General features: G+C 34.4%; 21 protein-coding genes. 12 read left to right on the top strand and 9 right to left on the bottom strand.

Going from position 1 to position 19,426, the window contains the following annotated elements:
• The first annotated feature begins 20 nt into the window (after positions 1-20).
• Entirely contained in the window at positions 21-1,223 is a 1,203-nt protein-coding gene (locus MG292_RS01700) for a hypothetical protein (RefSeq protein ID WP_264534419.1), read from the top strand.
• An 88-nt stretch (positions 1,224-1,311) separates the two neighbouring features.
• Here MG292_RS01700 and MG292_RS01705 read toward each other — a convergent pair whose 3' ends face one another.
• Positions 1,312-1,644, bottom strand: coding sequence for a toxin-antitoxin system YwqK family antitoxin (locus MG292_RS01705; protein WP_264534418.1), 333 nt, complete (start codon positions 1,642-1,644; stop codon positions 1,312-1,314).
• Between the two features lie 279 nt (positions 1,645-1,923).
• Here MG292_RS01705 and MG292_RS01710 point away from each other — a divergent pair, with 279 nt between their 5' ends.
• From MG292_RS01710 to MG292_RS01725, 4 genes are all read left to right on the top strand, one after another.
• Positions 1,924-2,256, top strand: a complete 333-nt coding sequence (locus MG292_RS01710; protein WP_264534417.1) for a T9SS type A sorting domain-containing protein — start codon at positions 1,924-1,926, stop codon at positions 2,254-2,256.
• Positions 2,257-2,372: 116 nt separating this feature from the next.
• Positions 2,373-3,191, top strand: coding sequence for a UDP-2,3-diacylglucosamine diphosphatase (locus MG292_RS01715; protein WP_264534416.1), 819 nt, complete (start codon positions 2,373-2,375; stop codon positions 3,189-3,191).
• 5 nt (positions 3,192-3,196) lie between these two features.
• The gene (locus MG292_RS01720) at positions 3,197-4,192 is read left to right on the top strand and encodes a glycosyltransferase family protein (protein WP_264534415.1); all 996 of its coding nucleotides are present in this window, start codon (positions 3,197-3,199) and stop codon (positions 4,190-4,192) included.
• A gap of 89 nt (positions 4,193-4,281) precedes the next feature.
• The gene (locus MG292_RS01725) at positions 4,282-5,262 is read left to right on the top strand and encodes a LuxE/PaaK family acyltransferase (RefSeq protein WP_264534414.1); all 981 of its coding nucleotides are present in this window, start codon (positions 4,282-4,284) and stop codon (positions 5,260-5,262) included.
• Here the strand turns inward: MG292_RS01725 and MG292_RS01730 are convergent.
• Positions 5,259-6,200 (bottom strand): DUF3078 domain-containing protein, encoded by a 942-nt coding sequence (locus MG292_RS01730; RefSeq protein ID WP_264534413.1) that lies wholly within the window; start codon positions 6,198-6,200, stop codon positions 5,259-5,261. The genes MG292_RS01725 and MG292_RS01730 overlap by 4 nt on opposite strands.
• A gap of 21 nt (positions 6,201-6,221) precedes the next feature.
• Positions 6,222-7,997 (bottom strand): 1-deoxy-D-xylulose-5-phosphate synthase, encoded by a 1,776-nt coding sequence (locus tag MG292_RS01735; protein ID WP_264534412.1) that lies wholly within the window; start codon positions 7,995-7,997, stop codon positions 6,222-6,224.
• Between the two features lie 37 nt (positions 7,998-8,034).
• Between MG292_RS01735 and MG292_RS01740 the strand changes: the two genes are divergently transcribed.
• Complete coding sequence (locus tag MG292_RS01740) at positions 8,035-8,478, top strand: nucleoside deaminase (protein WP_264534411.1); 444 nt, start codon at positions 8,035-8,037, stop codon at positions 8,476-8,478.
• A gap of 130 nt (positions 8,479-8,608) precedes the next feature.
• Here MG292_RS01740 and MG292_RS01745 read toward each other — a convergent pair whose 3' ends face one another.
• Positions 8,609-10,153, bottom strand: coding sequence for a ribonuclease E/G (locus MG292_RS01745; protein WP_264534410.1), 1,545 nt, complete (start codon positions 10,151-10,153; stop codon positions 8,609-8,611).
• A 402-nt stretch (positions 10,154-10,555) separates the two neighbouring features.
• The gene (locus tag MG292_RS01750; RefSeq protein WP_039112429.1) at positions 10,556-10,846 is read right to left on the bottom strand and encodes an HU family DNA-binding protein; all 291 of its coding nucleotides are present in this window, start codon (positions 10,844-10,846) and stop codon (positions 10,556-10,558) included.
• A 134-nt stretch (positions 10,847-10,980) separates the two neighbouring features.
• Between MG292_RS01750 and mutY the strand changes: the two genes are divergently transcribed.
• Genes mutY through gldD form a run of 3 tightly spaced genes read left to right on the top strand, consistent with a single transcriptional unit; the run spans position 10,981 to position 13,028 of the window.
• A complete protein-coding gene (gene mutY / locus MG292_RS01755) occupies positions 10,981-12,012 on the top strand; it encodes an A/G-specific adenine glycosylase (RefSeq protein ID WP_264534409.1) in 1,032 nt (343 codons plus the stop codon).
• Between the two features lie 34 nt (positions 12,013-12,046).
• The gene (locus MG292_RS01760) at positions 12,047-12,460 is read left to right on the top strand and encodes a single-stranded DNA-binding protein (RefSeq protein WP_264534408.1); all 414 of its coding nucleotides are present in this window, start codon (positions 12,047-12,049) and stop codon (positions 12,458-12,460) included.
• Between the two features lie 4 nt (positions 12,461-12,464).
• On the top strand, positions 12,465-13,028 hold the full coding sequence (gldD, locus tag MG292_RS01765) for a gliding motility lipoprotein GldD (protein WP_264534407.1): 564 nt from the start codon (positions 12,465-12,467) through the stop codon (positions 13,026-13,028).
• Between the two features lie 50 nt (positions 13,029-13,078).
• On the opposite strand, the gene MG292_RS01770 is transcribed toward gldD, so the two are convergent.
• Entirely contained in the window at positions 13,079-13,456 is a 378-nt protein-coding gene (locus MG292_RS01770; RefSeq protein ID WP_264534406.1) for a heavy-metal-associated domain-containing protein, read from the bottom strand.
• Between the two features lie 96 nt (positions 13,457-13,552).
• Here MG292_RS01770 and MG292_RS01775 point away from each other — a divergent pair, with 96 nt between their 5' ends.
• Entirely contained in the window at positions 13,553-14,419 is an 867-nt protein-coding gene (locus MG292_RS01775) for a DMT family transporter (protein WP_264534405.1), read from the top strand.
• Positions 14,420-14,469: 50 nt separating this feature from the next.
• Here the strand turns inward: MG292_RS01775 and MG292_RS01780 are convergent, their stop codons facing one another.
• Entirely contained in the window at positions 14,470-16,518 is a 2,049-nt protein-coding gene (locus MG292_RS01780; RefSeq protein ID WP_264534404.1) for a M16 family metallopeptidase, read from the bottom strand.
• 8 nt (positions 16,519-16,526) lie between these two features.
• Entirely contained in the window at positions 16,527-17,852 is a 1,326-nt protein-coding gene (locus MG292_RS01785; protein ID WP_264534403.1) for a M16 family metallopeptidase, read from the bottom strand.
• Between the two features lie 257 nt (positions 17,853-18,109).
• Between MG292_RS01785 and rplU the strand changes: the two genes are divergently transcribed.
• Together rplU and rpmA are read left to right on the top strand one after the other, a co-directional pair.
• On the top strand, positions 18,110-18,553 hold the full coding sequence (gene rplU / locus MG292_RS01790; RefSeq protein WP_264534402.1) for a 50S ribosomal protein L21: 444 nt from the start codon (positions 18,110-18,112) through the stop codon (positions 18,551-18,553).
• A 25-nt stretch (positions 18,554-18,578) separates the two neighbouring features.
• Positions 18,579-18,839, top strand: coding sequence for a 50S ribosomal protein L27 (gene rpmA, locus MG292_RS01795; RefSeq protein ID WP_264534401.1), 261 nt, complete (start codon positions 18,579-18,581; stop codon positions 18,837-18,839).
• Between the two features lie 73 nt (positions 18,840-18,912).
• Here the strand turns inward: rpmA and MG292_RS01800 are convergent, their stop codons facing one another.
• Positions 18,913-19,401: a DUF1761 domain-containing protein gene (locus MG292_RS01800; protein ID WP_264534400.1), complete on the bottom strand. Its 489-nt coding sequence runs from the start codon at positions 19,399-19,401 to the stop codon at positions 18,913-18,915.
• Between the last annotated feature and the right edge of the window lie 25 nt (positions 19,402-19,426).

Here is a 19,426-nt window from a genome sequence, read left to right on the forward strand (position 1 = left end):
ACTCAATTAAAAAAATTATTATGAAAAAAATCGCATTTAGTATAGCTATCATTGCTGCTGTTTTTACAGGTTGTTCTATTAATGACGGGACTGAAGTTGTAAAAACTCCAGTAACAGGTGAAATAACAGGTGATTTAACTGTTTCAAAAACCTATCCTTATGGAAACTATACGTTAAAAGGTTTTGCAAAAGTAGCTAGTGGTGTCACAATCACTTTCGAAGCTGGATCTACAATTACGGCTGACAAAACTGATGGTGATGATGCATTTGTAATCTTAAATGGCGGAAAATTAATTGCAGTAGGAACAGCTGCTGAACCAATTGTATTTACCGAAAAATCTAAAGTTGCTGGTTCTTGGGGCGGTATCATTATGTACGGAGATGCGCCAATTGTAAACTCTGCTACTAATCCAGCTCCTCAAACTGCTACTTCTGAAGACGGACTTGCCTTACCTTATGGGGGTTCAAATGCAACACATAATGGGGGCACATTAAAGTATGTAAGAGTGGAGTATGCTGGACAAGTAATTACTCAAAATAATAAAGAACAAAACGGTTTCTCATTCTACTCTGTTGGTTCAGGAACAACTTTAGAAAACTTAGTTTCCTACAAAGGAAATGATGATGGTTTTGAATTCTATGGTGGAACAGTAAGTTTAAAAAATGCTATTTCTTATGGAAATGCTGATGATGCATTCGACTGGCAAGACGGATGGAGAGGTCAAGAAAACACCAACTGGTATGCCTATCAAGAAGTAGTTGGTAATTATGGAATGGAAATTGAAGCTAAAAGTGTAAACAATGCGTTTTGGCCTAAAGTAACCAATATAACTTTGAAGAGAGCGGCAGGTACCGCTACAGAAGCACAATCAGAAATCCAATTAGACGCAATACAATTCAAAAAAGAAGGTAATGGAGAGTACAGCAACATCATCATTGATGGATATAAAAATCAAACTACTCCAACAGCTAAAAATGGTGGTGCAATTCAAATTTTAGATCTAACAACTTATAACAATCAAGTTGTTGGAGGAAAAATTAAATTAACCAATGTTACAATCACTAATACTGATAACACATTTATCTCAGGAGCTTCAACATTCACAGTTGCTGCTAGTAGTTTCTTACCAACAACTAATTGGGCAATATCAACTACTGCTACAGGTGCTGCTTTAACAAATGGTGCTTGGTCTACAGTTAATGGTGCTACTTTGATTAAATAATTAGAATCAAGTAGCGCATTACAATAAATAAAAACCCCTGTTAGAAAAATTTCTAACAGGGGTTTTTATTATTTAACCTTCTACGAGATTAATTTAAAGCAACTGTTCCATTGCTCCATTTTTTAACTGATAGAATACTGTCTTTAGAAAAATCAACTTCAGATAACTCTTCATTATTCCAAAAAAACCAGTTTCCAACTTTCTCACCATTTGCATATTCTGCAATGGCAATCTTTACACCGTTCTCATTATACGAAATCCATTTTCCTTCTAATTTACCATTAGCAAAAAATCCTTCTTGCTGTACTTTACCATTTTCATGATAATATGTTGCTTTAACTAAACCGTTTACTTCTTCTAATTTAGGCTCTCTATTTTGTGCAAAAGTTACACTAGATACTACTAACACTGCGATCATCATAATTTTTTTCATTTTGTTAGGTTTTAATTGTTAATAATTACATAACAAATATATTAATTAATTTACATCTACCAAACATTTACTTAACAATTTGATAACATTGAAATAAAAAAACACACCTAAGTTGTTGTATTTTTTATTTAAATATCTAATTATCAACGATTTACAGTGTTAATTTAAAATTAAAAAAAATATGATTTTTTTTGACAAACGATTTTTTAATCATTTTAGTATTTCCAATGAAAAAAAATACTACTTTTATAGTATTACAAAAAGAATATGAAGAAGCTTTACTATATTCCTTTTCTGTTTTTACTTTTATTGGTTTCCAGTGTTAAGGCACAAGAAGTTAAACAGCAATCTAAACTGAATGAGTCAAACATAGAAGGTTTGAGCTTGTATCCAAATCCCGTAACTAATGGAAGGGTTTATATTGCAACAAAAAATGATTCAGAAAAAGAAATTCAAATTTTTGATGTTTTAGGCAAGAAAGTATTTCAAACTCAAATGAATACTCGAGAATTAAATATCTCATCCCTTTCCCCAGGCGTTTACATTATCAAAATCAAAGAAGACGAAAGTACTGCTACCCGAAAATTAATCATACGTTAATTTAACATTACCTATTTCCAATCATCCTAAAATAATTGCATTAGTATTGTAATAATTTCATAATCTTTGGACCATATTCCGATAACTCATTCTTTTTATTTTCGTAAAAACATTTTATGAAAAAGAAAAGAAAACTCCCTTTAGTAGTTTTAAGCGATATTCATTTAGGTACATATGGTTGTCATGCTAATGAATTAGTTTCTTACCTAAAATCCATACAACCCGAAATGTTAGTCCTAAACGGCGACATTATAGATATTTGGAATTTCTCCAAAAGCTATTTCCCTGCCTCTCATATGAATGTATTGCGACAAATTTTAAAAATGTCGAATCAAGGTACCAAAGTAGTCTATATAACTGGTAACCATGACGAAGCTCTTCGTAAATACTCTGACACCAATTTGGGAAATATTGAATTAGTAGACAAACTCATATTAGAACTTGACGAAAAGAAAATTTGGATCTTTCATGGTGATGTGTTTGATTCTTCTACAAGAGGCTATGCTAAAATCATTGCAAAATTGGGAGGAAAGGGCTATGACTTACTTATTCTTATCAATTGTTTTGTGAATTGGCTACTAGTTCTAACTGGAAAAGAAAAAAGAAGTTTTTCAAAAACAATCAAAGACAGTGTGAAAAAGGCAGTTGCTTTTATTTCTAATTTTGAAACTACTGCAGCAGAAATCGCTATTGAAAAGAAATTTGACTACGTGATATGCGGACACATTCACAAACCACAAATAAAAGAAGTTTCTAATGAAAATGGCAAGGTAATGTATTTGAACAGTGGTGACTGGGTAGAGAATCTGACTGCTTTAGAATACAATAAAAAGAAATGGAAACTGTATTATTATCAAAAAATAGATTTCACCACCCAAACAGAATCCATTGACGAGGCCATTATTAACGACATTGTAAGTAAAATTTTAGCTTAACTTATATGAAAATATTTTATGCAATACAAGCTACCGGAAATGGGCATATAAGTCGCGCAATACAATTGTATCCGTATTTGCAGCAATATGGAGAAATAGATTTCTTTATGAGTGGTAGCAATGCTAGTTTGGCAATTGATTTACCTGTCAAATTTAAAAGTTCAGGTTGTAGTTTATTTTACAGTGCTTGTGGGGGGTTGAATTATTGGAAAATAGCAAAAAATATTCGCCCTTTACAAATGATTAAAGAAGCAAAAGCATTACCGTTAAAGGAATATGATGTGATCATCAATGACTTTGACTCTATTACTTCTTTGGCTTGTAAAATGCAAAAGGTTCATTCTGTACAATTTGGCCACCAAGCTAGTTTTGTATCTAAACATACTCCAAGACCCGACAAGAAAAGTATAATGGGCGAAACAATTTTAAAACATTATGCATCAGCACCCAAAAATATTGGATTGCATTTTGAAAAATACGATTCGTTTATTGTTCCACCTATTATTAAAGAAGATATTAAGCAAGCTAATCCCAAAGATTTAGGTCATATAACGGTATATCTTCCATCATTTGACCAAGCTTGCTTAGAAAAAGCTTTTAATAGTCTTCCAGATCAACACTTCCATTGGTTTTTAAGTGAAGTAAATTTCAAACATACAGTAGGAAATATCACTTATTTTCCAGTCAACCAAGCCAACTTCAACGAAAGTTTAATTAGTTGTCATGGCATCATCACTGGAGGAGGATTTGAAACTCCTGCCGAAGCATTGTATCTGAAAAAGAAAATATTAAGTATCCCGATTCTAAACCACTACGAACAAGAATGTAATGCAGCAGCATTGAAAAAAATGGGCGTACCTGTAGTCTATGAAGTTGGAAATAACTTTGAACTGATTATAGAAAACTGGCTTAACTCTGTTAGTCCCATGCCTATTATTGAAGCTAACAACATAAATGAAACGCTACAGTATTTGTTTGACACATACAACGAACTCGATTAGATAATTTTATTTACAGCCTCTCTGTGTGGAGCTTTTTTTTGCGGTTTCTTTTCCCATTTATTTCGATTACTTTTGTAAAAAAATAATTCTTGATTTCAACTCACGATATATTCACGATTAGTAATCAAAAGCAATTTGACAAAATTGCTTTGAAAGTGTTCCGTTTTCAATACGAAAATAATTTGGTGTACCGTGAATTTTGCGATTTTTTAAAAACGGATGTGCAAAAAGTAAAATCTACATCCCAAATCCCATTCCTACCTATTGAATTTTTTAAAACACGGTCTGTTGTTTCTAACACCAGTCCTATCCAAGCTACTTTTACCAGTAGTGGTACAACCGGAATGAGTACTAGTAAACATTTAGTTACGGATATTAGTATTTATGAAGAAAGCTATCGCAAAGGATTTTCTCAGTTTTATGGCAACATTGAAGATTATGTAGTTTTAGCATTGCTTCCTTCTTATTTAGAAAGAGAAGGTTCGTCATTAATTTATATGGTAGATGATTTAATTCAACTATCAAATCAGCCCGAAAGTGGATTTTACTTGCATAACTACGACGAACTAATTGAAAAATTAATTCAACTAGATCAAGCAGGACAGAATGTAATTCTAATTGGAGTGACCTATGCTTTACTCGATTTAGTCGAAAAACACTCTTTTCAGTTAGAGAATACCATCATTATGGAAACCGGAGGAATGAAAGGTAAACGAAAAGAAATGATTCGCGAAGAATTACACCAAAAACTTTGCGAAGGATTTGGTGTCAATGCCATCCATTCAGAATATGGAATGACCGAATTATTGTCTCAAGCCTATTCTTTAGGCGAAGGAATTTTTGAATGTCCTCCTTGGATGCAAATCCTGGTTCGTGACACCGAAGACGCGCTGTCTTATGTAAGAGAAGGTAAAACAGGTGGCATCAACGTAATTGATTTAGCCAACATCAATTCCTGTTCGTTTATTGCAACCCAAGATCTAGGTAAAAAATATTGTAATGGAAGTTTTGAGATTTTAGGCCGATTTGACCATTCTGATATTAGAGGTTGTAATTTAATGGTAATTTAAAACGCATAAACAATACCCACGCCTAACATCTGCTTCAACTGTGCTTTTGGCCCTACAGTAACTTGTTTTCCCTCTATCTCTTTTTTCGCCTTAATATCATCATCATAGATAACTCGTGCCCCAATATTAGCTCGAACATATTGATTAACTACTAAATCCAATAAAAGATCATAATCGATATCAATATTACCAAAATTATTAATGTAGTCTGAATACAATACAACCTTATTGACCATCATTATATTTTTTACAATTTCTTTCTTGTAATAGCTTGTAAATAAAAACCCTAGTTCTGTTTTAGAACGTTTTCCGCTACTAATTAAATTTCCATTTGTGTCATACAATGCTTTGGTTACCCCAAAAGCCCCTTGATTAGCCAGGTGTTGATCTAAAACCAAAGTAGTTTTGAAAGTAAAAGGGGAGATATAAAAAATACGATGCTTACTTTTACTAGCATTCTCCGCCCCAACACCTAAAAAAACATACGCTGGAGCAAACAATCTAGAGATGGCTTTTTGAGTATTTGGATACGCATACCCATTCGTAAATTGAGTATTAAAGTTAAATTTAGCCGAATGATACCAATTGGTAATCGTATCTTTTCTGTAGCCAAAAGTGGAGTTAATTTGAATTGCATCGTCTGTTTTTCGAACTTCGTGGCCATCTTGTTTGTTTAATCCATAACGAATTGATAACTCATTTACCCATTTTTGATTGTCCTTGGCATAAACTCTTGAAAAATCACCTTTGAGCAAACCAGAGACAGCACTATTACCTCCTGCACTCCAATTTAGAAAGACAATTTCAGAAATATCAAATCCTAATTTATTCTTTTTCGTCCAATGTGAAATCGTATCTACCGATTGGGTATTTGTCAATTCTTGTGCATCAATAGCAATCGAAAAAAGAAAAAAGAAAAGAACAAAACGTAATCTCATTATGTTTTAATATTTGATTGGTTAGTATAATAATTCTCGAAAAAGAGCTTCTAAACTTGTAACGTCTATTTTACAATATTGTTGCAATTCCAAAACAGTTCCTTGTTCAATAAATTCATCTGGGATTCCTAACAACTGAACATTGGAATGGTACTCATTAGCTACTGCAAATTCTAAAATAGCACTTCCAAAACCACCAGTAATTACACCGTCTTCAACAGTAATTATCGTTTTAAATTTTGAAAAAATAGTATGCAAAAGGGCTTCATCTAAAGGTTTCACGAAAGGAAAATCAAAATGGGCAATAGCACTTGGGTACTTTAAATTTTCTAAAGCTTGTATCACATTATTTCCAATAGTCCCATTAGACAAAACAGCTATTTGAGTTCCTTCTTTTAGACATTTAGCTTTACCTATCGCAATTTTATCATACGGCGTTTGCCAATGAATATTTTGTCCCCTTCCACGTGGATAGCGAATCACAATAGGCTGTTTCAATCCTAATTGAGCCGTGTACAAAATGTTTTGTAACGCCATTTCATCTTTTGGCGAATACACAATTAGATTCGGAATACAACGCAGATAGGCCAAATCAAAAACACCATGATGGGTGGCGCCATCCTCTCCCACTAAACCGGCACGATCCAAACAGAAAATAACCGGTAAATTTTGCAAAGCCACATCATGAATCACTTGATCATAGGCTCTTTGCAAAAAAGTTGAATAGATATTACAAAAAACAACCATCCCTTGCGTTGCCATTCCGGCTGCCAAAGTAACCGCATGCTGCTCAGCAATCCCTACATCAAAAGCACGTTTGGGAAAGGCATCCATCATTAATTTTAGCGAACTTCCAGTAGGCATTGCCGGAGTAATACCTATAATTTTTTCATTCTTTTGTGCCAAATCCAAAATCGTTTCACCAAAAACATCTTGGTATTTTGGCGGTAAATTTGCTTCCGATTTAGGAATGATTTCTCCCGTATTGGCGTCAAATTTTCCTGGAGCATGGTATTGCACCTGATTTTCTTCCGCTTGTTGTAGTCCTTTTCCTTTGGTCGTAATAACGTGCAAAAATTTGGGACCTTTTACTTTTTTAAGTCGCTCTAATTCTTGAATTACAGCTTCAATATCATGTCCGTCAATAGGTCCTGAATAGTCAAAATTCAAGGACTTAATGATGTTGTTTTGTCTCGGATTTTTCCCTTCTTTGACTGCCGTCAAATAGTTTTTCAAGGCACCCACGCTTGGATCAATCCCAATGGCGTTATCATTTAAAATGACTAATAAATTAGCATCGGTAACTCCTGCGTGATTCAATCCTTCAAAAGCCATTCCCGAAGCGATTGAGGCATCGCCAATAACCGCAATATGTTGTTGTTCCAAATCGCCTTTCAAATTAGCAGCAATTGCCATTCCTAAAGCGGCAGAAATAGAAGTAGACGAATGGCCTACGCCAAAAGCATCGTACTTACTTTCGCTTCGTTTTGGAAAACCCGAAATGCCATGAAGTTGTCTGTTGGTATGGAAATTATCCCTTCTTCCGGTAAGTATTTTATGTCCGTAAGCTTGATGCCCTACATCCCAAATCAAACAATCGTTGGGCGTATCAAAAACATAATGCAAGGCAATGGTCAACTCAACTACTCCCAGACTAGCGCCCAAATGCCCTTCTTTTACCGAAACTACGCCGATAATAAAATCGCGCAACTCTTGAGCCAGTTGTGGCAATTGATTGACATCAAGTTGACGTAAATCATTGGGACTGTTGATACTTGAAAGTAAATTGTTTGACATGGTGCAAATGTACAAATTGAATTCTTATTTTTGCCAAATGGAAAACCCTTTCAACGACACCTATTTTATGAAGAAAGCCTTGCAAGAGGCTGAGATGGCTTTTGACAAGGGCGAAATTCCCGTAGGCGCACTGATTGTAATCAATAACACCATCATTGCTCGTAGTCATAATCTAACCGAATTACTGCATGACGTAACAGCTCATGCCGAAATGCAAGCCATTACAGCAGCTGCTAATTTTTTGGGTGGGAAATACCTAAAAGAGTGCACCTTGTATGTTACGTTAGAACCTTGCCAAATGTGTGCTGGCGCCTTGTATTGGAGTCAAATTTCCAAAATTGTCTATGGCGCTAGTGACGAGCAGCGTGGGTTTAGCAAAATAGGAACGCAATTGCACCCTAAAACCGAAGTAGTTTCAGGCGTTTTAGCCGAAGAAGCTGCGGAGCTGATGAAACGATTTTTTGCGGCAAGAAGAAAGTAATTTTAACCTAATAAAAAAATACCCTTTTAAAGCTTCCATCCTTTGAAAAGCTGGAAGCTTTAAATTACTTAAAAATCTCGCAACAAAGCATAAAAAAACCGCCTCTCTTCCGAAAGGCGGTTTTTTAAATTTATTCTGAAATAACATTTCCTTTTTTGTCAAAGAAATGATATTCTAAATACGTGTAAGCGTCACGTGGTATAATTTTCACCCATTTTTTATGTTCAAAGAACCACTTTGAACGTATTGATGGAAAACCTTTGGTAAGGTAAGCTGCCACAAACGGATGTACATTTAGCACAACCGATTGATGACTATTTAATAATCTTTCTAAATCAGAAGTAATCTTATCAATAATAAGAATTGGTGCTTCAATTTCACCATTTTCCTTATTGGGATCTTCTTCTCTAGTTTTGATATTCATTTCTGGTCTTACACGTTGTCTCGTAATTTGAACTAATCCAAATTTACTTGGCGGTAAGATTTTGTGTTTGGCTTTGTCATCCTCCATTTCTTCTCTTAAGAAATCAAACAAGATTCGCCTATTTTCTGGATTCGCCATATCGATAAAATCAACTACGATAATCCCGCCCATATCACGAAGACGCAATTGTCTTGCAATTTCGGCGGCAGCAATCATATTCACTTCCATGGCGGTATCTTCTTGATTAGTGGCTTTATTAGAACGGTTACCGCTGTTCACGTCAATAACGTGTAATGCTTCGGTATGTTCGATAATAAGGTAAGCACCTTTACTCATAGAAACCGTTTTTCCAAACGAAGTCTTGATTTGTCTCTCTATATTGTATTTCTCAAAAATGGGTGTATCATTGGATTGATAAAACTTCACAATTGATTCTTTGGAAGGTGCAATTTCTCGCACATATTCCTTGGTTTGTTGGTACAACTCTTCATCATCAATTTGAATACCACTAAAGGTATCATTAAAAACGTCTCTTAATATGGAAGAGGCTCTATTGAGCTCTCCTAATACTTTTGACGGATGATGAGCAGTTGGTAATTTCTTACACATTGCAGTCCATCTGCTAAGCAGGTTCTGCAAATCTTTTTCTAATTCGGCTGTATTTTTGCCTTCGGCTACTGTACGAACAATAACACCAAATCCTTTTGGTTTAACAGATTGTACAAGTTTTTTCAAACGATCTTTTTCTTTTTTGTCTTCTATTTTTTGAGAAATAGAAACACGATCAGAAAAAGGAACTAACACAATAAAACGCCCGGCAAGAGAAAGCTCGGCGCTAATTCTTGGTCCTTTGGTTGATATTGGTTCTTTTACGACTTGTACTAAAATGGATTGATTGGCACTCAAAACATCTGTAATGGTACCATCTTTGTCAATTTCATTGTCAAACTGAAAGGTTTTTAGGGAGAAATCTTTTAATTTACCTGCGCTTACAAGTTTTATGAATTTCAGTTGGGAAGCTAAATTGGGACCTAAGTCATGATAGTGTAAAAAGGCATCTTTTTCGAAGCCAACATTCACAAAAGCAGCATTAAGTCCAGCAACTGGCTTTCTTATTTTGGCAATAAAAATATCGCCAACTTGAAAGTTGCTTTTTTCTTCTTCTTTGTGTAATTCAATTAGTTTTCCATCTTTTAATAAGGCAAAATCTACGGCTTCTGAACTGGATCGAATAATTAATTCTTTATTCACGCTGTACATTTTTATCCGAACTTTCAGATTTCAGATTTCAGATTTCAGATTTCAGATTTTTGTAAATACAAAAAACTTCTAACTTCTAACTTCCAACTTCCAACTTCGGTAAGGATGGATTAAACAATATTTTTAACAGGTATTGAACCCGGGGAGATTTTAGATTTTCGAATTTTGATTCTTGATTTTAGATTTTTTAAATCTGCCATCTTAAATCGAAAATCTACATTCTTAAATCTCAATTTCAATGAACGTTTAAAAAGAAAAAAGTAGTTTTAAACTACTTTTTCTTCTTGTGACGGTTAGCTCTCGCTCTTTTTTTACGTTTGTGCGTCGCTACCTTATGTCTCTTTCTTTTTTTACCACTTGGCATATCTTGTAGATTTTATGATTATTACTAATTTATTTTGCTTCGTTATTGATTTTTACTCCTTCTACAAAAACTTTTGCCGGTTTAAAAGCAGGAATATTGTGAGCAGGTATTTTAATTGTTGTATTTTTAGAAATGTTTCTTCCTGTTTTTTCAGCTCTTGTTTTCACGATAAAACTTCCAAAACCTCTTAAATATACGTTATCTCCAGTCTCTAATGAAGTTTTAACTTCATTCATAAAGGTTTCTACAGTTGCCTGAACATCTCCTTTTTCAAGACCTAATTTCTCTGAAATTTTCGCTACGATATCTGCTTTCGTCATTTTCTTTCCTTATTTATAAATGTTGTACTATTTTTTTGAGTTTGCAAATATATGAATTAAAAAAACAATTATTCAAGCTAATTCATTAAATTTTAATCACATAAACTTTTACTTTTGCAAACAAATATTTAATAATGAATTTTTCTAAGTTGCTGACAGATTGGTATTTACAAAACAAGCGCGATTTGCCTTGGCGTAACACCACCAATCCTTACCCTATTTGGCTCTCAGAAATTATGCTCCAACAAACGCGAGTAGCGCAAGGAATGCCTTATTTTTTTTCGTTTACAAATGCTTTTCCAACCGTTTTTGATTTGGCTAACGCCAATGAAGAACAAGTTTTGAAATTATGGCAAGGATTAGGCTATTATTCTCGTGCCAGAAACTTACACCAAACTGCACAACATATTGCCAATGAACTCGGAGGTGTTTTTCCAAATAATTACAACGACTTATTGCAATTAAAAGGAATTGGCGAGTATACCGCTGCTGCAATTGCTTCCTTTGCCTACAACGAAGTAGTTCCTGTGGTAGACGGCAATGTTTTTAGAGTTTTATCTCGTTATTTCGATATTGAAACTGATATTGCTTCGGCTTCCGCCAAAAAAGAATTTAGTGCAATAGCTCTCGAATTAATCCCGAAGGACAACCCTGCTTTATTCAATCAAGCTATTATGGAATTTGGTGCTTTGCAATGTGTTCCAAAAAACCCGAATTGTTCCGATTGTATTTTTAACCAAAGTTGTGCTGCTTTGCAAAAAAAGAAAGTAGATCAACTTCCTGTAAAATTGAAAAAACTAAAAATTAGCAACCGATTTTTTAATTACCTCATCTTTTCTGACGATTTAGAAAACACTATTATTCAAAAAAGAACCGACAAAGGAATTTGGCACAATCTATATGAATTCCCTTTAATTGAAACCGAAAAGGAAGAAGACTTTAATACGCTATCCAAGCTAATCAAAACCGATTTTCAACATTGGAATATCCTTAGCATTGGAGAAGAAAATCCCAAAAGTATCATCCATAAACTATCGCACCAACATTTGCATATCAAATTTTGGAATGTAAAAATAGCAGGAACTATTCCAAACGGCATCAATGCAACCGAATTGAAAACATTTCCTTTTCCCATCGTGCTTCATAATTTTATTGAGGCAAAATAAAAAATCCTATCTTTGATTCAAATACCACAGCATTATGAATGGAACAGTAAATAAAGTGATTCTTATCGGCTATCTTGGAGACGAAGTCAAGTTGCATTATTTTGAAGGAGGGAATTGTATTGGCCGATTTCAATTGGCAACACACGAAGTCTACATCAACAAAACCACCAACGAAAAAATTACGTCTACAGAATGGCATAATTTAGTGGTACGCAATAAAGCAGCCGAACTATGCGAAAAATACCTCTCTAAAGGAGATAAAATTTATGTAGAAGGCCGCATTAAATCCCGTCAATGGCAAGCCGAAGACGGCACAACCAAACACACTACCGAAATTCAAGTGGTTGAATTTACTTTTCTGAACACTAAAAAAGATTCCGAAAACAACAAAACAACTCCTTCAGAACCTCAGAATACTACTTTACCTATTAACGATTTACCTTTTTAGACTTATGTTTAAAAAAATAGTTTTATTCACAACTTTTTTTACTGTTTTATTAGCCATAACAAGCTGTAAAAAAGAAGTGTTACCAAAACCTTCAAGTTATTTACGCCTTGACTATCCTGAAGCCAATTATGCGCAATTTGAAAGTCAATGCCCTTTTACTTTTGAGATGAATGCCGATGCCATTATTAAAGGTGAAAAAGAATGTGGATTCACCATCAGCTACCCAAAAATGAAAGCGACCATTTATTTGACCTACAAACCTGTCAATGGGGATATCAATAAATTATTGCGCGATGCTCAAAAATTAACCTATGAACACGTGATAAAAGCCGATGATATTTTAGAGCAACCCTTTCTAAATCCACGACAAAAAGTATTTGGAATGTTTTATCAGGTAGATGGAAACGCTGCGACTAATTCACAGTTTTATGCTACCGATAGCACCAAGCATTTTGTAACAGGTTCGGTTTATTTTTACGCCAAACCTAATTTTGATTCTATTATGCCCGCCGCCAGTTATATCAAAAACGATATGCAACGATTACTAGAAACTTTGAAATGGAAATAACAAAAAAAGCATCCCAAAAAGGATGCTTTTAATTTTATACGGCAATTCGTTTATGATTTTGGTAAAACTACTTTATAGGTTTTCCCGTCAGCAGTAGCTTCAACTACTTTAGTCAAACTTTCTTGATTTTGGATTGTTTTATCAAAAACGACTGTTGCTTTTTTAGAATCAAAATCTACTGTAGCTTTTTGCACCCCGTCTAAAGCACCTAATTCTTCTTCAATGGTTTTGGCACAACCTATTGCACAAGTCATTCCTTCAATTTCAAAACTAGCCGTTTGAACATTCTCAGGAGCTATTACTACTTCTTTTTTAGGAGCTGCAGTTTCTTTTTCAGCCACAACGTCCTTTGTTTCAGCTTCTTTTTTGCAGGATACCGTTACAAGACTAACTAGAGCTAGTGCCAATATTGTTTTTGTAATTTTCATATTTGTGATATTTATTTCTTTGATACTGACAAAATTAATCAAAAAAAGACGGACAATTTCACAAAATTAGCAGAATTTTGAACCAAACTATTTTCAATGGAAGCCAAACAACTCAAATGGGTCTATCTTACTATTCTATCCTTAATTTGGGGAAGTTCTTTTATTTTAATTAAAAAAGGTTTAGTCGGATTAACTGCCCTACAATTAGGTTCTTTACGGTTGATTTTTTCAGCGCTTTTTTTATCGCTAATAGGCTATAAAAGTATATTTTTACTAACCAAATCGCAATGGAAATACGTAGCCTTAACCGCTATTTTTGGCACATTCGTACCTGCCTATCTTTTTGCATTAGCCGAAACCGAAATTGACAGTTCGACCACTGCCATTTTAAATTCATTAACTCCATTAAATACTTTAGTATTGGGAATGCTCGCTTTTGGAGTACCTTTTAAAAAGAATCAATTTTTCGGAATATGTATTGGTCTTTTAGGAAGCGTTTTGCTAGTCTTTAATGGTGCTTCAAATCATCCTGAACAAAATTATTACTATGCGCTTTTAGTAGTAGTGGCATCCTTTTGCTATGCAACTAATGTAAATTTGGTTAAACAATATTTACCTAGCGTAGCGCCTCTAAGCATAACCACAGGAAACTTTTTGGTTTTATTAACTCCCGCTATTTTGTTATTGTACTTTTCAGGATTTTTCGAAATAGCAAAAATTCCAGAAGTTCAAACGTCAATGGCATACATTGCGATACTCGGAATAGTGGGTACTGGAATAGCCAATATTATTTTCTTTAAATTGATCCAATTATCATCACCAGTTTTTGCAACTTCAGTAACGTATTTAATTCCAATTGTCGCTTTCTTTTGGGGTTTATTGGATCACGAAATTCTGACACCTATTCAATTCGTAGGAGCGTTTATTATTTTAATTGGTGTGTATCTTTCGGCTAAGAAATAAAAAAGGCGGTCTTTTCAGACCGCCTTTTAATTATACAAACTAAACGCTATTTATTGAAAATCAGCATCTGTTACTCCTTCGTTAATTTTTACGTCAGACATTTTTATATTCAATTCAAAACCTACATTTTGAACCAAGTTAAATGGGACTTTCACTCCTTTTACCTCACGGTAGTCTAAATAGGAATTGGTTTTATTCATCGTTTTTCCGCCTTGCTCAATTGTAATAACATCCGCAATTTTTAAACCTGATTTAACATCATAATACAAGGTTGTTTTTCCATTTTTCAAAGCATAGGCTTCCGTTCCGTTGATAGTTTCAATCCCTGTTAAACTCACTTCTGGATTTTTCAATAGATTCAATTCTTCAAATGGTGTCGCAGCGGCTTTTAAATCTTCCAAATCTTTGCCTTTAATTTCTACTTTCTGACCTTGTTGAATAACAAAACCCCCTTTTTCATTTACTAATTGCTTCATTAAACTCATTCCGCCCATAGCTAATTCTACCACTAATTTACCTTTTGCATCAATTTTAGAATTAAAACTTAAAGGAGCTGGCGCTTGCGGAATAGTAGTTGATCCAACCATTGCAATTGTTTTTACAGCAAGAGCTGCTTTTTCGCCACCAATAGCTTTGATGTAATTATCCAAAACCGTTTTGGCCGTCATTCCTTTAGGGACTTCTTTTTTGAAAACTGGTTTTTCTACAGCATTTCCGTATTTGTCAAAAAACAAAATCGGGATTTTCAATTTTTCTAAAGCTGGAACTACATCTGCTCCTTTGCCTACAATTATGATTCGGCTATTATCGGCTAAGAAATATTTATTGGCTACACGCAATACATCGTCAGCAGTAACGGCATTAATGTTTTTGATGTAGTTTTCATAAAAATCAGCAGGTAAATTTTGCGTTTGAATTCGCAAAGCATAACCCGCAACTGTTTGTGGTTTCTCAATTTGCATTACAAAACGCCCAATATATCCTGCCTTTACACTAGCCAACAATTCATCCGAAACCTTTTCGGTTCTGATCTTTTTATATTCTTTAAAAATTTCAACCACTGTACTATCTGTCACTGCATTTCGAACTTGAGTAGAAGCTTCAAACTTCGTAATGCGTTTGTCTCCACGAATGCTTGATCTTGCTCCATACGTCCATCCATGTGCTTCTCTCAAATTCATATTCAGGTAACTATTAAAGTCCCCTCCTAAAATTTGATTGGCAACCAAAGCTGGAAAATAATCTGGATCAGTCATTTTTAGATTAACCAAATTCACAACAGCCACTTCTGACTGTACTGCATTAGGCATATCTACAAAATTGATTTGCGAAAAAGAAACATCTTTTGGCTCTGCATAAGCTGGAGCTGGAACTGTAGCTTTTTTCCAAGAACCAAATAATTTTTCAACTGCTTTTTTAGTCTCTGCAAACTTAACATCACCCACAATAATTAAATACGCATTTGCAGGAACAAAATAGGTGTTGTAATTCGCCTGAACATCAGCCAAAGTAACATTTTTCAAAGTAGCCTCACTCACATATTCACCATTAGGATGATCTTTCCCAAAAGTCAAGAAATCATTTACTCGAGAGGCAATATCTGGAACACTTTTTTCACTTGCTTTTAAGCCTTCAATCATTTTGGCTTTTTCTTTGTCAAATTCAACTTGAGTGAAGTTAGGATGCAAAGCACCATCAGCTAATAATTCCAAAACACGGCCTGCGTATTTTGACAAGGTACTCGCAGAAGCTCCATTAGAACTGAAATTAATAGTAGCTCCCATAAAATCAATCTCTTCATTGAAAGCCGATTTAGAGATTTTTTTGGTTCCATTTCCAATAAGACTACTCGTCAAATCAGCAACTCCTTTTTTAGCTCCTTCTGCATAAGGTGGATTATCTAGAGTTAAAGTAAATGAAACTCTAGGTAATTTATGATTTTCAACCACCATTACTTTTAATCCATTTGGCAACTGAAAAGATTCTGGTTTTCCAATTTTAATTGTTGGGGATGGTCCTGATTTAGGTTGAGGAATTGTTTGTCCGTACATTATCGCTGATAAAAATAAGCTTGATAAAATTATAATTGATTTTTTCATGATGTATCTTAATTTTGGGATTTATCTTTAACTGGAACATAATCCAAAACCAATCTTTGATTTGGATTCAAATACTTCTTAGCAATATCCCTAATTTCCTCACGAGTGATGGAATGATACATCTCGATTTCGGTATTAATCAAATTTACATCGCCATATAATAAATGATACGTAGCCAAATTGCTAGCAACACCTTCAATAGTTGAATTACTATTTATATATTGGTTATCAAACTGATTTTGTAATTTTTGTAACTCTTTTTCAGAAATTAACTCAGTCTGTAATTTGACAATTTCTTCGTCAATTTCTGCAAGCACATTGGCCGCTGTAAATGGCGATTGAGGTAAACCGTATAAAATATAAGTTCCATAGTCTTCTTGACTGTAATTGAACGCTCCTATCTGAAGTGCCATTTTCTTATCGTCAACAATTTTTTTGTACATTCTTGAACTTTTTCCGTCGCTCAAGATAGACGAAATCATATCCAAAACACGCGCATCACGCGTTTTCATTGATGGAGTTCTGTATGCTGTAACTACCATCGGAAGTTGAATGTTAGGATCTTCAAAAGTAGCTTTGATCGTTTCGGTAATTGGAGCTTCTTCAAAAGTGGTTCTTTTAATAGGTGTTGATTTTGCAATTACCCCAAAATACTTCTGGATCCATTCTTTGGCTTGTTCAATTTTAAAATCTCCAGCAACGACTAAAACTGCATTATTCGGAATGTAGAATTTTTTATTAAACGCCTGAAATTCTTCTAGCTTAGCCGCATCCAAATGTTCCATTGAACCAATGGTTGTCCAACGGTACGGATGGTTTTTAAACATATTTTTCTTTACTTGTGGAATAAGCTGGCCATACGGGCTATTATCATAACGCAATCTTTTCTCCTCTTTTACCACCTCATTTTGAGTATCTACACCTATTTGGTTGATTACCGGATGCAACATACGCTCTGCTTCCATCCATAAACCTAACTCTAGGTTATTAGAAGGAAAAACTTCATAATAATAGGTTCTGTCTTCGGTTGTATTAGCATTATTCACACCACCATTACCAGTTACAATTTTAAACCACTCGCCTCTTTTAATGTTTTGCGTTCCTTCAAACAACAAATGTTCAAAAAAGTGAGCAAAACCAGTTCGATCTGGTTGTTCATCTTTGGCGCCTACATGGTACATTACCGAGGTTACCACCGTTGGGGCTGAGGGATCATTGTGCAAAATCACATGCAATCCATTGTCTAAGTCGTACTCTTCAAAGGCGACTTTCTGTGCAGAAGCAACTCCTCCGAGCATGAATGCAGCACTTAACATCATAATAGATTTTTTCATAAAGATTAATAATTTAGATTAGATTTAGGTTATAATAATCCTAATAAACACATCAAGTTAGACCTGTATATACGATTATTGTTACATCAAAAATAGTTTTTTTTGATTGGAATTGGGTTACAAATCCAACTTTGATAAAAAATTAACACTTCTTTTCTTTAAAGAAAATAGCGCCAAAAACTTTTTCATCAGAGGGATTGCACAGTAAAATATTAGTTGTATATTTGCAACCTTAAAATTAATAAAAACAATTTCGTATGTATGCAATCGTAGAGATAGCAGGGCAACAATTCAAAGTAAGCAAAGACTTAAAGGTTTATGTTCACCGTTTGGCTAACGAAGAAGGTTCAAAAGTTTCTTTTGACAAAGTTCTTTTATTAGATGACAATGGGAATGTAACTTTAGGCGCCCCAGCTATAGAAGGTGCTTCGGTAGAAGCCAAAGTGTTACAACACTTAAAAGGAGATAAAGTTATCGTTTTCAAAAAGAAAAGAAGAAAAGGATACAAAAAGAGAAACGGTCACAGACAATATCTTACTCAAATTGTAATCGAGGGTATTACTACAGGTGGTGCTAAAAAAGCAGCAGCTCCTAAAAAAGAAAAAGTAGTAGCTGAAGCGTCTGCAACTGAAGAAGCTAAACCAGCTCCTAAAGCTAAAAAAGCAGCACCAAAAGCTAAAAAGGAAGATACTAAAGAATAATTAACAATATTAAAACCAATACGTCATGGCTCACAAGAAAGGTGTCGGTAGTTCGAAGAATGGTAGAGAATCAGAATCAAAACGTTTAGGCGTTAAGATTTTTGGTGGTCAAGCTGCTATTGCTGGAAACATCATCGTAAGACAAAGAGGTTCTAAACACAATCCAGGTGAAAACGTTTACATTAGTAAAGATCACACTTTACATGCAAAAGTTGATGGAATTGTTAAGTTCCAAAAGAAAAGAGATAACAAATCATACGTTTCTATCCTTCCATTCGAAGCATAATCAGTACGATTTTATATATCATAAAAAACCTGTTTCTCACGAAACAGGTTTTTGTTTTTTACAATTTGCTAAACTACACCCAAGCACAAACAATTGCTCCAATAATCATCAATGAAACGGTCCAAAATCCAGCATGGATGAAGATGTACTTCCAAGATTTTCTTTCAAACAAACCATTAATAGCAATCATCGGAAAAGCAAAAAATAATCCTGTCAAAACACCATGTAATGCACCGTGTTTTGCCGTTCTGAAAGCCATTCCATAATCAGCCATAAAAGCCGCAAAAGAAGGTTTTGCTACAGCTAATTGTGTTGGTCCGCCAATCATGCCCAAAGCCCCCATCTGGTGAATTGTCAAAGACTGCATTACCATTCCAATAAAAACAGAAAAGATAAAAGTCAACCCAAAGATTTTAAGCATATTCCCTTTCTGCAATTCTTCTTGCGTCAAACCCGTTTCTTTCATCCAAACCGTTCCAAAAACACCTGGATGATACCATACAAAACCTACTAACAAAGTAGTAAAAGCCGCCACTACAGGCGAAATAAAATTCATTTCCATAGCATTATTTTTAGTTGTTAATACA

Origin of the sequence: Flavobacterium keumense, from assembly GCF_029866485.1 — a bacterium.
GTDB lineage: Bacteria > Bacteroidota > Bacteroidia > Flavobacteriales > Flavobacteriaceae > Flavobacterium > Flavobacterium keumense.